The sequence below is a fragment of the Mesorhizobium sp. L103C105A0 genome (assembly GCF_000502215.1).
Taxonomy (GTDB): Bacteria; Pseudomonadota; Alphaproteobacteria; order Rhizobiales; family Rhizobiaceae; genus Mesorhizobium.
The window spans coordinates 774,598-787,639 of sequence record NZ_AYXF01000001.1 but is presented as its reverse complement, the minus strand read 5'-3'; the positions used below and the strand labels follow the sequence as shown (position 1 = coordinate 787,639).

Below are 13,042 nucleotides of genomic sequence, written 5' to 3'. Positions count from 1 at the left end.
ATGGACGTCTTCATCGCCATCGTGCAGATCCTGGACTCGACCATACGCCTGTCGGTGCCGCTGCTGCTCGCTTGCCTCGCCGGCCTCTATTCGGAACGCGCAGGCGTTTTCGACATCGGGCTGGAAGGCAAGATGCTGGTCGGCGCCTTTGCAGGTGCGGCCGCCGCTTCGGTCTTCCATTCGGTCTTCCTCGGTCTCGGCATGGCGATCGTGATGTCGGTCGCCTTTGCCCTGGTGCACGGCTTCGCCTCGATCACCCATCGCGGCAACCAGATCGTCTCCGGTGTGGCCATCAACTTCGTCGCCGCCGGCTCGACCATCATTTTGGGCCAAGCCTGGTTCCAGCAGGGCGGGCGAACGCCGGCGCTGCAGCCGGGCGAGCGTTTCGAGGCCATCACTCTGCCTGGTGCTGCCGCGATCCACGACGTGCCGATCATCGGGCCAATCTATTCCGAGCTGCTCTCTGGCCATTCGATCCTGGTCTATCTCGCTTTCGCCATGGTGCCGTTCACCTGGTGGGTGTTGTTTCGCACCCGCTTCGGCCTGCGCCTGCGCGCCGTCGGCGAGAACCCGGCCGCCGTCGACACCGCCGGCATCTCGGTCGCCTGGCTGCGCTACCGGGCGCTGATCTGCACCGGCGTGCTGACCGGCATTGCCGGCGCCTACCTCTCGATGGTGCAGAATGGCGGCTTCGTGAAGGACATGACCGCCGGCAAGGGCTACATCGCGCTGGCGGCGCTGATCTTTGCCAAATGGCGACCGGTGAACGCCATGTTCGCCTGTCTTCTGTTCGGCTTCCTCGACGCGGCGGCGATCCGCCTGCAGGGTTCGCCGCTGCCGTTGATCGGCAAGGTGCCGGTGCAGTTCATGCAGGCGCTGCCCTATGTGCTGACCGTGATCCTGCTTGCCGGCTTCATCGGCAAGGCGATCCCGCCACGCGCCGGCGGCGTGCCTTATGTCAAGGAACGGTGATCCGGGCGCCCAGGAGCACTGTGTCGAACATGCGGCTGGTGCTCGAAAGGCGCCAGGAAAACGCAAATGGCCGGGTTTTGACCACGATCGTCGGAGAGAACACCTGAATGTCGCATGATCTGTTCGAAGCCGCGCAGGAGGCCATGGCCAAGGCCTACGCGCCCTATTCGAAGTTTCCGGTGGGTGCGGCGTTGCGCACCGAAGACGGCCGTGTCTTCACCGGCGCCAACATCGAGGTCGCGTCCTATCCGGAAGGCTGGTGCGCCGAGACCACGGCGCTCGGCCATTACATCATGGGCGGTGGCGGGAAGATTGTGGAAATCGCCGTCATTGCCTCGCGCATGGCGAAATGCTCGCCCTGCGGCGGCTGCCGGCAAAGGCTGGCGGAATTCTGCCGGCCGGACACGAAGCTCTATCTTTGCGACAACACCGGCGTGGTCGAGACCGTGACGATGGGCGACATGCTGCCCTACGGGTTTCGTGGCGACATTTTGAAGTGAGAGTTGGCTGATATGAAGGAAGCTCTGGACCACCTCGTCGAAAGGCTGGACGGGTTGGCGCCGACCACCGCCATGGTGCTGGGGTCGGGCCTTGGCGGGCTTGTCGACCAGGTCGAGAATGCCGTGCGCATCTCTTATGCCGACCTGCCGGGTTTCCCCCGCAGCGGGGTGACTGGCCATGCCGGCGAGGTGGTCGCGGGGCTTTTCGCCGGCACGCCGGTGCTGATGCTGTCCGGCCGCGCCCATTATTACGAGCACGGCGTTGCTGCGGCGATGCGGCCGGCGCTGGAGGTGCTTGCCGGCATCGGCATCACCAAGCTGATCCTTACCAATGCCGCCGGCTCGGTCGATCCCGACATGCTGCCTGGATCGGTGATGCTGATCACCGATCACATCAATTTCTCCGGCTCCAACCCGCTGATCGGCGAGCCGAGCGACCGCCGCTTCGTCGGCCTGACCGAAGCCTATGATGCCGGCTTGCGCGCGGCGATCGAACGGGCGGCGAAGGCGACAGGGACGGCGCTGCACAAGGGCGTCTATATGTGGTTTTCCGGTCCGTGTTTCGAAACCCCTGCTGAAATCCGCGTGGCCCGCGTCATGGGCGCCAATGCGGTAGGGATGTCGACCGTGCCGGAGGTCATTCTCGCCCGCTTCCTTGGGCTTCGCGTAGCCGCCTGTTCGGTGATCACCAATCTCGCCGCCGGGATGACCGGGGCGGAACTGTCGCACCAGGAGACCAAGGACATGGCGCCGATCGGCGGCGCACGGCTGGCGACGATCCTTGCGCATGTGTTCCAGGATGGGTTGCCGGAGCTGAAGGGCGACGCCTGATGCTTCCCCAGGAAATCATCCGCCGCAAGCGCGATGGCCAGAAACTGTCGGCGCAGGAGATTTCGGCCTTTGTCGCCGGCGTAACTTCGGGCAGCGTCTCGGACGGTCAGGTCGGCGCCTTTGCCATGGCGGTGTTCTTCAACGGCATGAACCGCGACGAGGCGGTGGCGCTGACGCTCGCCATGCGCGATTCCGGCGATGTGCTCGACTGGTCGGACCTGCCGGGTCCGGTCACCGACAAACATTCGACCGGCGGCGTCGGCGACAATGTCTCGCTGATGCTGGCGCCGATCGTCGCCGCTTGCGGCGCCTATGTGCCGATGATCTCCGGCAGGGGCCTTGGGCATACCGGCGGCACGCTGGACAAGATGGACGCCATCCCGGGCTATATCAGCCAGCCGGATATCGCGCGCTTCCGCAAGACGGTGCTCGAGACCGGCTGTGCCATCATCGGACAGACCGCCGATCTCGCGCCCGCCGACCGTCGCCTCTATGCGATCCGCGATGTGACCGGAACGGTGGAATCGGTGCCGCTGATCACTGCCTCTATCCTGTCGAAGAAACTCGCGGCCGGCCTGCGGTCGCTGGTGCTCGACGTCAAGGTCGGCAATGGCGCCTTCATGGAGAAGTCGCGCGACGCGACAGCACTGGCCAACAGCCTGGTCGAGATCGCCAACGGCGCCGGCCTGAAGGCCTCGGCGCTGGTCACCGGTATGAACGAGCCGCTGGCGTCGGCGGCCGGCAACGCGGTCGAGGTGCGCAACGCCGTCGATTTCCTCACCGGAAGGTTCCGCGACAAGCGACTGGAGGATGTGACGCTGGCGCTGGCCGCCGAGATGCTGCAATCGGCAGGGCTGGCGTCGTCCAATCAGGACGGTCTCAGGCGCGCGGCCGAGACGCTGGCCGGCGGCCGCGCGGCGGCCGCCTTCGCGCGTATGGTCGCAGCCCTTGGCGGTCCCGCCGATTTCGTCGACAAGCCGGAAAAATACCTGCCGAAAGCGGCGGTGGAGTTTGCGGTCAAGGCGACAGGCAACGGTTTTGCCACCGCTATTGCCACCCGCGATATCGGCCTTGCTGTGGTCGGGCTCGGTGGCGGGCGCACGCGGCCGGACGACAGGATCGACCATGCGGTCGGCATCACCAGGCTGCTGCCGCTCGGCGCCGAGGTGCGGGCCGGCGAGCCGCTGGCGCTGGTCCACGCCCGCACGCAAGTGGAGGCCGAAGCGGCCGCAGCCGCCGTGCTTTCGGCCTATACGATCGGGGCGTCGAAACCAGCCGCCGACAAGACTGTCATCCGGCGCGTGCTGCCGCGCGGGTAGCGGAACGCGCTACTGCACCAGTAACAGTGTGCCGTTTTCGACCTGGTATTTTGCCAGCCGCTGCAAAAAGCTCATGCCAATGAGGTTGGTGCGCAGAGCCTTGTCGTCGAGCACTACCGCCTGGACGTTGTCGACGCTGATCTTGCCGATCTGCAGGCGATCGATGTTGACCACGGCGGCCCTGATCGCGCCATTGGCGGTGTTGACCTGCTGGTTGAAGTCCGACGGGTTGAGCGAGATGCCGATGCGGCGCGCCGTCGAGGTGTTAATGGCGACCAAAGTGGCGCCGGTGTCGATCATGCCGTCGACCTGGCGGCCGTTGAGCTTGAAGGCGGAGGTGAAATGGCCGCGCTCGTCAGCCGCCACCAATACTTTGCGCCCAGTGGGCAGCGGTGCGGCCGGCTTGCCGGGAACCGAGGCCATGTTCAGTTCGGGCTGAGGCTGCGCGGACGGCTTGCCGGCGACGGTCGACTTCAACAGGTTGTCGAGAATCTGCGGATTCGACTGATAGACGATCGGGATCGATGCCGACGTTCCGGCGAACACGCCCAGAATGACAAGCTTGCGCAGCATGAATGGACCTTCGTGAAGGCCCATTCTTGCCCACGTATGGTGTGTGCCGCTTTAACGCCAACCCGAAACCGCGGCTTTGCGTAAACGGGCGGTAAACGACTGGATGTCAGCTGGCCTTGCCAGCCGCCGTCATTTGGTTCCGTACAGGCGGTCGCCGGCATCGCCGAGGCCGGGCATGATGTAGCCCTTCTCGTTGAGCTGGCGGTCGATGGAAGCGGTGAACACGGGAACATCCGGATGCGCCTTGGTGAAGCGCTCGATGCCTTCTGGCGCCGCCAGCAGGCAAAGGAAACGGATGTTGGTGGCGCCGCGCTCCTTCAGCTTGTCGATGGCCGCGATGGCCGAGTTCGCGGTCGCCAGCATCGGATCGACGACGATCACCAGCCGGTCGGCGAGATCGCTCGGCGCCTTGAAGAAATATTCCACCGCCTCCAGCGTTTCGTGATCGCGGTAGAGGCCGACATGCGCGACGCGGGCCGCCGGGACCAGGTCGAGCAGGCCTTCGAGCAGGCCATTGCCGGCGCGCAGCACCGAGGCGAAGACCAGCTTCTTGCCCTCCAGCGTCGGCGCTTCCATGGTTTCCATCGGCGTTTCGATGGTCGTCGTCGTCAGTTCGAGGTTGCGGGTGACCTCGTAGCCGAGCAGGAGCGAGATCTCGCGCAGCAGCCGCCGGAAACCAGCGGTCGACGTCTCCTTCTTGCGCATGATGGTGAGCTTGTGCTGGACAAGCGGGTGGTCGACGACGGTGACGCCCTGCATGGGTTGCTCCAGTGAATGGTGAATAGTGAATAGTGAATAGTGAGCAGGTTTGCGAGTCCCGATGGATCGATCATTGCCGTTGACAGGCCGAAGCGCCGGCAAACCAATCACCAGTCACCAGTCACCTCTTCGCATCGAGCCGGGCAAGCAGCGCGCTTTTCGTCTTCCTGTCGACGAAAGCCGCCTCGATCGCGGTTCGGGTGATGGCGGCCAGCGCCTTTTCGTTCATGGCGAAATGCTCGGCGGCGATGTCGTATTCGCGCTTCAGCGAAGTCCAGAAATAGGGCGGGTCGTCAGAATTCAGCGTCACCTTGCAGCCGGCTGCCTGCAGCGCAGGGAAAGGGTGATCGGCGAAACTGTCGTAGACCTTGAGCGCGATGTTGGAGCCGGGGCAGCATTCCAGCACGATGCCCTCATCGGCGATGCGCCGCACCAGATCGGGGTTTTCGATGGCGCGCACGCCATGGCCGATGCGCGACGGGCGGATATGGTCGAGTGCGGCCTGCACCGTCTCCCATCCGGTCAGCTCGCCGGCATGGATGGTGATGCCGAGGCCGGCTTCGCGGGCGATCTCGAAGGCCCTGACATAATCCTCCATCTCGCCCATGCGCTCGTCGCCGGCGACGCCGAAGCCGGTGACCAGCGGATTTCCGCAGCGCGCCGCAAAGCGCGCCGCCTGCTCGATCGACTCGACGCCGACATGGCGTACGCCGGTGACGATCATGCGGCCCTCGATGCCGGTCTTGGCTTTGGCGCGCAGCATGCCTTCGCCGAGCGCATCGGTATAGGCCTTGGGCGACAGGCCGGCCCTGACGGCATGGTCGGGCGAGGTGAAGACCTCGGAATAGATGGCGCCGTCGCGGGCAAGGCTGGTCAGATAATGGTCGGCGAGGCGGGCATAATCCTCCTCGGTGCGGAACAGGTCGGCGGAAAAATCATAAGCCGCCAGGAACGAGGTGAAATCATGCCAGACGAAGGAGCCGTTCTGGATATAAAGCGAGGTGTCCTTGCCGTATTTCTGCGCCTGACGGATGACGAGTTCGGGCGCCGCTGCCCCCTCGATGTGGCAGTGCAGTTCTGCTTTCAAAGGCATGCAGTTATCCCGTCTCATCAGTCCAGGCCGTAAAGCCCACCACCTGGAAGCGCGGCCGAACACCGCGCCTTAAACAATAGCGCCCGCACCATCGATCGGCTATGGTCCCGCCGGTTTTATGACGGATCAAAATAATGTCAGTTGAGAGAACCACGGCCGCGGGCGGCATGGAAACCTCCTATGGTTTCAAGAAGGTAGGGCCAGGCGACAAGCAGCCTCTGGTCAATGAGGTTTTCCACAAGGTGGCGAACCGCTACGACCTGATGAACGACCTGATGTCGGCCGGGCTGCACCGGCTGTGGAAGGATGCCATGGTGACATGGCTCAATCCGCCGAAACGTCCGGGCTGGAAAGTGCTCGACGTGGCGGGCGGCACCGGCGACATCGCCTTCCGCATCGTCGACGCCAGCCATGGCAACGCGCATGCCACGGTGCTCGACATCAACGGCTCGATGCTCAGCGTCGGCCGTGACCGCGCGGAGAAAAAGGGCCTGTCCGGCAACACCGATTTCGTCGAGGCCAATGCCGAGGAACTGCCTTTCACCGATAGCACCTTTGACGCCTACACCATCGCATTCGGCATCCGCAACGTGCCGCGCATCGATGTCGCGCTGACGGAAGCCTTTCGCGTGCTGAAGCCTGGCGGACGGTTCCTGTGCCTGGAGTTTTCCGAGGTCGAGATGCCGCTGCTGGACAAAGTCTACGAAGCCTGGTCGTTCAACGCCATTCCGCAGATCGGCAAGATGGTGACGGGCGAGGGCGAGCCCTATTCCTACCTGGTCGAATCGATCCGCAAATTTCCCAATCAGCAGAACTTTGCTGCCATGATCACCCGCGCCGGCTTCGAGCGCGTGTCGTTCCGCAACTATTCCGGCGGCATCGCAGCGCTTCATTCGGGCTGGAAGCTTTGAGGCCGGACAGTTTGCAGCAGCAGGGTAGACGATGAGCAGCGTCGGCGCCGCCTTTCGGCTCGCGCGGGCCGGCTGGGTGCTGGTCCGCGAGGGCGTGATCGCAGCACTGCCGGGGGACGAACTCAGCGGCCTGCCGAAATTCGGCTGGCGCATGGCCCGGCTGTTCACCCGCCGCCGCGCGCTCGCTTATGAGCGCAGCGACCGGCTGGCCAAGGCGGTGGTCCGGCTCGGACCCTCCTACGTCAAGCTCGGCCAGTTCCTGGCGACGCGGCCCGATGTCGTCGGCAACGACATGGCGCTCGACCTCGCCATGCTGCAGGACAAGATGCACACTTTTTCGCAGGCGGAAGCGGTGGCGGCGATCGAGGGCTCGCTCGGGCGCAAGATCGGCGAACTCTATACGCAGTTCGGCGGGCCGGTCGCGGCGGCCTCCATCGCCCAGGTCCATCCCGCGCAGGCCATGCATGACGGTGTCGATACCAAGGTGGCGGTGAAGGTGATCCGGCCTGGCGTGCGCCGCCGCTTCTTCCAGGATCTCGAAAGCTATTTCCTCGCCGCCCGGCTGCAGGAGAAATACATCCCGTCGTCGCGCCGGCTGCGGCCGGTCGAGGTGACCGAGACGCTGGCGCAGACCACCAAGATCGAGATGGATCTTCGCCTCGAGGCGGCCGCACTTTCGGAACTGGGCGAAAACACCAAGGACGATCCGGGCTTCCGCGTGCCGTCGGTCGACTGGGAGCGCACCGGGCGCGATGTGCTGACCATGGAATGGGTCGACGGCGTCAAGATGAACGACATCGCCGGGCTCGCTGCGGCGGGGCACGATCTGAAGGCGATCGCCACCAACCTGATCCAGTCGTTCCTGCGTCACACGCTGCGGGACGGCTTCTTCCATGCCGACATGCATCCAGGCAATCTGTTCGTCGAGGCCAATGGCAATATCGTCGCCGTCGATCTCGGCATTGCCGGACGGCTCGGCAAGAAGGAGCGCCGGTTCCTCGCCGAAATCCTCTACGGCTTCATCACGCGCGACTATCTGCGCGTCGCCGAGGTGCATTTCGAGGCCGGCTACGTGCCGCGCCAGCACAATGTCGCGGCTTTCGCGCAGGCCATTCGCGCCATCGGCGAGCCGATCCATGGCCAGCCGGCTGAAACCATCTCGATGGCGAAGCTTCTCACGCTGCTGTTCGAGGTCACCGAACTGTTCGATATGGCCACGCGGTCGGAACTGATCCTGTTGCAGAAGACCATGGTGGTGGTCGAAGGCGTCGCACGCACGCTCGACCCGGCCTTCAACATGTGGAAGACGGCCGAGCCGGTGGTCGGCCAGTGGATCGCCGGCAATCTCGGGCCGAGCGGCCTGCTGATGGACGCGCGCGACGGCGCCAAGGCGCTGCTGGCGCTGGCCCGCCAGGCGCCCGATCTTGCCGCCCGCACCGAGCGGCTGTCACGCGAGATCGATTTTATAGCGGAGCACGGCCTCCGCTTCGACGAAGCGACATCGCGCGCCATCGGTAAGGCCGAAGCGCGCTACACCCGCTCGGGCCGGCTGGCGCTATGGGTGATCGCGCTGACGCTGGTGTATATCGCGTGGAAGCTGCTCTGATCGCTTGCATCGCTAGCAACTGTGGTGCTAGCGTTGCAGTCGCGCTATTGATGTCGCGGAGCAAGTCATGGGCACCATTACTGTCCGCAATCTAGCTGACGACGTGAAGCAGAAATTGCGTGAGCGCGCTGCGGCGCGCGGGGTGTCGATGGAGGAAGAGGCGCGTGATGCGCTTGCCAAAAGCGTGCTGTCGGCGGAAGCCGGCATGCCCGAGAGCGAAACCCTCTATGCAACAATCCGCCGCCTGGTTGAGCCTCATGGAGGTTTTGACAACGATCTGTCCCAGCGAGGTCAATCCACAAAAACGCACAACACCCTCGACGGCAAGCGCATCCTGCTGATCATCGGCGGCGGCATCGCCGCCTACAAGGCGCTGGACCTGATCCGCCGGCTGCGCGAGCGCGGTGCGGCGGTGCGCGTCGTGATGACATCGGCGGCGCAGGAGTTCGTCACCACGCTTTCGGTCGGCGCGCTTTCGGCCGACCATGTCTTCACCGAACTCTTCGACCGCAGTGACGAGCACGATGTTGGCCATATCCGCCTGTCGCGCGAGGCCGACCTCTTGGTGGTGGCGCCGGCCACCGCCGACCTGATGGCCAAGCTCGCCAACGGCCATGCCAACGATCTGGCCTCGACGGTGCTGCTCGCCACCGACAAGAAGGTGCTGATGGCGCCGGCGATGAACCCGAAAATGTGGTCGCATGCCGCGACGCGCCGCAACCGGGCGACGCTCGCCAAGGACGGCATCGCCTTTGTCGGCCCGGCCAGGGGCGAGATGGCGGAGAGCAATGAGGTGGGCGAAGGCCGCATGGCCGAGCCGCTGGACATCGTGGCAGTGATCGAGGCACTGCTCGACAGCAGGCCGAAGCCGCTGGCCGGCCGCAGGATCATCGTCACCTCGGGGCCGACGCATGAGCCGATCGACCCGGTGCGCTACATCGCCAACCGCTCTTCGGGCAAGCAGGGCCATGCGATTGCGGCAGCGCTGGCAAGACTGGGCGCGGATGTACGCCTGATCTCCGGTCCGGTCAGCATTGCCGATCCGGCCGGCGTTGTGACGACACATGTCGAGACCGCGGCCGAGATGAAGGCGGCCGTCGAACAGTTGTTGCCGGCGGACGCCGCGGTCTTCGTAGCTGCCGTCGCCGACTGGCGCACCGCTGGCACGGCCGGCGAGAAGATCAAGAAGGTGGCGGGCCAGGGCCCACCGGCGCTGCAAATGGTCGAAAACCCCGACATTCTCGCCAGTGTTGGTCATCACGAGCAACGGCCGGGGCTGGTTGTCGGCTTCGCCGCCGAGACGCAGGACCTGATTGCGAATGCCGAGGCCAAGCTGAAGAAGAAGGGCGCCGATTTCATTGTCGCCAACGATGTCTCGCATGAAAGCGGCGTCGGCCCCACCGGCGTCATGGGCGGCGACCGCAACAAGGTGCGCATCGTCTCGAAGGACGGTGTCGAGGAATGGCCTGAGATGGGCAAGGGCGAGGTGGCGGCGCGGCTCGCCGCGCTCATCGCCGAGCGTTTGCAAGCCTGAGCGGCCGCCGGTTCCGCAATCGGGCAGGCCATGGTCTTGCAAGCAGCCTTGTGGCCGAGGGCATTTGACGTCGACAGCGCCGGCGGAATGCTGTCGCCAAATTCTCGATCGGCCGTGCCCTCAGCCTGGCGCCAGTTGCGGCCGGCGTGCCTCCAAAGCCATCTTCAACGCCGCCAGGCAACCGACAATGCCAAGTGGCACGAAGGCCAGGTACAGCCAGCCGGCGACGTGCGCTGCTGCCTCGCGGTTCAGCCCGTCCGAAAAGCCGCTGGCATTGGCGATGATGCCGGCCATGGCGGCGCCCACGGCGTAGCCGATGCGCTGCATGGTCGGCACGGCGGCCGAGGCGATCGTCTGCTCGCTGTCGCGGGCCGAGGCGACGATGATGCGGGTCAGGAAGGGCCATGACACGCCGAAGCCACCGCCTTGCAACAAAGCGCAGAGCAGGATCAGCGGGATCGAGCCGGCGGGGATGGCATAGGCGAAACCGGCGAGGCCGGCTGCAATCATCAGCGCGCCGATGACGAGGATCTGCCGTTCGCGCTGCAGCGGCGCATTGGCGACGGCGATCGACAGGATTGACCAGGCGATCGATTCGGCGGCGATGATGTAGCCTGTGGTCAGGATCGGGATGCCGTGCAGCGTGGTAAGCAGAAGCGGCCCGTAGATGGAAAAAGAGACTGTCGCCACCGAGAAGGCGGCAACCATGGTCATGCCGCTGCCGACCGGCGAGCGCCATGAGAACAGGCCCGACGGGAACAGTCGCGATTGCGGCTTAATGGCGTCGACGAAAACGAACAGCGCCAGGCCGGCGAGGCCGATGATCAGCAGCAGCGACGATCGAAGCAAGGCGACGTCGACGCCTGCGGTGGCGATCAGCACGACGGCGATGGCGAGGCAGCCAAGTGCTGCATAGGGGAAGGGCGGCGAGGTGCCGGCGGCGGCTTGCGGCTTCGTCGCTTCCGGCGTGTTCAGGACGATGAAGCTTGCCGATGCCATGGCAATGCCACCCAGCACGAAGACGCCGAAGGCCCAGCGCCAGGACAGGAGCTCGACCATGATCGCGCCGAGCATCGGGCCGCTGAACGCGGCGACGCCCCAGATCGCCGACATTATGCCGAACAGCTGTGGCCAGATGTTGCGGTTAAACAGCCGCTCGACCGAGACGAAGGCCAGCGACACCAGCGCACCGCCGCCGAGCCCCTCGACCAGACGGCCGGCAAGAAACACCGGCATGGACGGCGCGGTGGCGCAGATCAGGGCGCCCACGGCATAGAGCAGGGCGGCGACCGTGACGTTGGAGCGTAGAGCGACATAGCTGACCAGCCGCCCGGCCGCTGCGCCGGCGACAATGGCGCCGAGCTCGTAGACGGCCAGCGACCAGCCGACGAACTGCACACCGGCGAGGTCCCCGACCATGGCCGGCATGACCGTCGCCACCATCGTCTCGTTGGTGGCGTGCAGCAGGATGCCGAGGCTGATGAAGCAGAAGCGCGCGAGGTCGCCGCTTGCCCACAATGCCCGCCAGTCGACCTTGTTGCTGGTGATTTCAGTCATTCTTTTACCCTGCCTTTGCATATCTCGATGCCGGCGCATGGCGCCAGAAGCCAGTGGGGGCTTTCCGGCGGGGCCATGCGCGCTGTTTCAGTCAGGCGAGTTGTAAAACCTCAAGCGCAGTTGAGCTCAAGTGGCTTTTTATCGAAGTGCAAACGGTCGAGATTGGCCGGAAGCCTCTCCGCTTGATGCGCCGGTCAGTTCTCAATGCTGCGCAGCTGAAACTGGCTGACGCCGATCGCGATGTTGATACCGGTCTGCGTCTGCAGGCTGAGCGGCTGCAGGGTGAAGGCCTGCGAGGAGCCGCCGACCAGGAGATTGGCGCCGGCGCCGACCGCAGCGGTCACTTCGGCGCTGGCGCCGATATAGTCGCCGGCCAGCGCGCCGGGCGCATAGATGTTCCTCAGCGGCGTCAGCACCAGCCATTGCATGACGGTCTGCTTGGTGGTGCCGATGTCGAGCCCATATTTGTTGACGGCGCCGAAATAGGCTTCCGGCGAAAAGCTCTTGTCGGCCGGCGTGAAGGTGCAGCTCAGATCCTTGCTGGAGCCGAAAACGAAGCCGGTGCCGCCGCCGATGGCGCAATCGAGCACACCGAGTTCGATGCCCTGGTCTTGCGCTTGGGCCTGGGCGGTACAGATGATGGTGATAGCGGCGGCGATGGCTGGTTTCAGCACGGCGGATCCCCCAAAAAGCATACGGCGCGAAACAGTAACCTGTTCCGCGCCGCGCGTAGAGGGATCAGTCGATCCTTATTTGCCGACGCTTATTTGAACGAGTGGATCAGCTCCAGGGAGGTCACGGCGACCGCTACATTGACGCCGGTCTGCGCCTGGACGCTGAGCGGCTCCAGCACAAAGGCGCCGTCGAGCCCGCCGACCAGCAGATTGGCGCCGCCGCCGGTCACCACGCTCGCCTCGGCGTTGACGCCGTAATAATGGCCGGCAAGGTCGCCCTCGTCATGGCCGCGGGTGGCGGCCAGAACCGCCCACACCAGCTGGCCCTGATGCGTCTGGCCGAGATCGACCCCGAGCTTGGAGATCATCCCCGTGTATTTCTCGGACGGCCCATGGTGATAAGGGCGGAACGTGCAGTCGACGCCCTTGTTCGACGTGATGACGTAACCGACGCCGCCGTCGATGGTGCAATCGAGCGTGCCGAGCTGAAGCTTGCCGGCGCTGGCGGGAACGGCAAGCAGCGTCGTGGCAAGTGCCGCGGCACAGATGATTTTCTTGATCATGGGTCAGTCCTTTCGAAAATGCCTTCAACAACGGTTGAATGGCCCGGAGCGTTCCGCTGAAAACTTGGCGCGATCAAGGCAGGGGTTAACGCTTTGCCCCGGTGGTTAAGATTGGGTGATAGTGGGGTTTTCTGGACACGCATCCCTAGC

Annotated in this window: 13 protein-coding genes; 7 read left to right on the top strand and 6 right to left on the bottom strand. The window is 64.8% G+C overall.

Features of this window, described 5'->3' with window-relative positions:
* From X727_RS160765 to deoA, 4 genes are all read left to right on the top strand, one after another.
* Positions 1-972 carry an ABC transporter permease gene (locus tag X727_RS160765; RefSeq protein ID WP_023744156.1) on the top strand — a complete coding sequence of 324 codons (972 nt, stop codon included), beginning with the start codon at positions 1-3 and terminating at the stop codon, positions 970-972.
* A gap of 107 nt (positions 973-1,079) precedes the next feature.
* Positions 1,080-1,472 (top strand): cytidine deaminase, encoded by a 393-nt coding sequence (gene cdd, locus X727_RS160770; protein WP_023683183.1) that lies wholly within the window; start codon positions 1,080-1,082, stop codon positions 1,470-1,472.
* Positions 1,473-1,484: 12 nt separating this feature from the next.
* On the top strand, positions 1,485-2,303 hold the full coding sequence (locus X727_RS160775; RefSeq protein WP_023744157.1) for a purine-nucleoside phosphorylase: 819 nt from the start codon (positions 1,485-1,487) through the stop codon (positions 2,301-2,303).
* Positions 2,303-3,622 (top strand): thymidine phosphorylase, encoded by a 1,320-nt coding sequence (deoA, locus tag X727_RS160780; RefSeq protein ID WP_023744158.1) that lies wholly within the window; start codon positions 2,303-2,305, stop codon positions 3,620-3,622. Before X727_RS160775 ends, deoA begins: the two co-directional genes overlap by 1 nt.
* Positions 3,623-3,631: 9 nt before the next feature.
* Here deoA and X727_RS160785 read toward each other — a convergent pair whose 3' ends face one another.
* From X727_RS160785 to X727_RS160795, 3 genes are all read right to left on the bottom strand, one after another.
* Positions 3,632-4,195, bottom strand: a complete 564-nt coding sequence (locus X727_RS160785) for a TIGR02281 family clan AA aspartic protease (protein WP_023695614.1) — start codon at positions 4,193-4,195, stop codon at positions 3,632-3,634.
* Positions 4,196-4,324: 129 nt separating this feature from the next.
* Complete coding sequence (gene upp, locus X727_RS160790; RefSeq protein WP_023833597.1) at positions 4,325-4,954, bottom strand: uracil phosphoribosyltransferase; 630 nt, start codon at positions 4,952-4,954, stop codon at positions 4,325-4,327.
* Positions 4,955-5,075: 121 nt separating this feature from the next.
* Positions 5,076-6,047, bottom strand: a complete 972-nt coding sequence (locus X727_RS160795) for an adenosine deaminase (RefSeq protein WP_023695615.1) — start codon at positions 6,045-6,047, stop codon at positions 5,076-5,078.
* Between the two features lie 134 nt (positions 6,048-6,181).
* Between X727_RS160795 and ubiE the strand changes: the two genes are divergently transcribed.
* From ubiE to coaBC, 3 genes are all read left to right on the top strand, one after another.
* On the top strand, positions 6,182-6,958 hold the full coding sequence (gene ubiE, locus X727_RS160800) for a bifunctional demethylmenaquinone methyltransferase/2-methoxy-6-polyprenyl-1,4-benzoquinol methylase UbiE (RefSeq protein WP_023833596.1): 777 nt from the start codon (positions 6,182-6,184) through the stop codon (positions 6,956-6,958).
* A 31-nt stretch (positions 6,959-6,989) separates the two neighbouring features.
* Entirely contained in the window at positions 6,990-8,564 is a 1,575-nt protein-coding gene (ubiB, locus tag X727_RS160805; protein WP_023833595.1) for a 2-polyprenylphenol 6-hydroxylase, read from the top strand.
* 67 nt (positions 8,565-8,631) lie between these two features.
* Positions 8,632-10,098, top strand: a complete 1,467-nt coding sequence (gene coaBC, locus X727_RS160810) for a bifunctional phosphopantothenoylcysteine decarboxylase/phosphopantothenate--cysteine ligase CoaBC (protein WP_023833594.1) — start codon at positions 8,632-8,634, stop codon at positions 10,096-10,098.
* Between the two features lie 120 nt (positions 10,099-10,218).
* Here the strand turns inward: coaBC and X727_RS160815 are convergent, their stop codons facing one another.
* From X727_RS160815 to X727_RS160825, 3 genes are all read right to left on the bottom strand, one after another.
* The gene (locus X727_RS160815; RefSeq protein WP_023833593.1) at positions 10,219-11,655 is read right to left on the bottom strand and encodes an MFS transporter; all 1,437 of its coding nucleotides are present in this window, start codon (positions 11,653-11,655) and stop codon (positions 10,219-10,221) included.
* Positions 11,656-11,849: 194 nt separating this feature from the next.
* Entirely contained in the window at positions 11,850-12,329 is a 480-nt protein-coding gene (locus X727_RS160820) for a DUF992 domain-containing protein (protein ID WP_023825171.1), read from the bottom strand.
* 89 nt (positions 12,330-12,418) lie between these two features.
* Positions 12,419-12,892, bottom strand: a complete 474-nt coding sequence (locus X727_RS160825; protein WP_023671136.1) for a DUF992 domain-containing protein — start codon at positions 12,890-12,892, stop codon at positions 12,419-12,421.
* Positions 12,893-13,042 lie beyond the last annotated feature (150 nt).

Coding starts and splice junctions, on each gene's coding strand:
- X727_RS160815 (WP_023833593.1), bottom strand. CDS start 11,655: ATGACTGAAATCACCAGCAACAAGGTCGACTGGCGGGCATTGTGGGCA.
- deoA (WP_023744158.1), top strand. CDS start 2,303: ATGCTTCCCCAGGAAATCATCCGCCGCAAGCGCGATGGCCAGAAACTG.
- coaBC (WP_023833594.1), top strand. CDS start 8,632: ATGGGCACCATTACTGTCCGCAATCTAGCTGACGACGTGAAGCAGAAA.
- upp (WP_023833597.1), bottom strand. CDS start 4,954: ATGCAGGGCGTCACCGTCGTCGACCACCCGCTTGTCCAGCACAAGCTC.
- X727_RS160765 (WP_023744156.1), top strand. CDS start 1: ATGGACGTCTTCATCGCCATCGTGCAGATCCTGGACTCGACCATACGC.
- ubiE (WP_023833596.1), top strand. CDS start 6,182: ATGTCAGTTGAGAGAACCACGGCCGCGGGCGGCATGGAAACCTCCTAT.
- ubiB (WP_023833595.1), top strand. CDS start 6,990: ATGAGCAGCGTCGGCGCCGCCTTTCGGCTCGCGCGGGCCGGCTGGGTG.
- X727_RS160825 (WP_023671136.1), bottom strand. CDS start 12,892: ATGATCAAGAAAATCATCTGTGCCGCGGCACTTGCCACGACGCTGCTT.
- X727_RS160785 (WP_023695614.1), bottom strand. CDS start 4,195: ATGCTGCGCAAGCTTGTCATTCTGGGCGTGTTCGCCGGAACGTCGGCA.
- cdd (WP_023683183.1), top strand. CDS start 1,080: ATGTCGCATGATCTGTTCGAAGCCGCGCAGGAGGCCATGGCCAAGGCC.
- X727_RS160775 (WP_023744157.1), top strand. CDS start 1,485: ATGAAGGAAGCTCTGGACCACCTCGTCGAAAGGCTGGACGGGTTGGCG.
- X727_RS160795 (WP_023695615.1), bottom strand. CDS start 6,047: ATGCCTTTGAAAGCAGAACTGCACTGCCACATCGAGGGGGCAGCGGCG.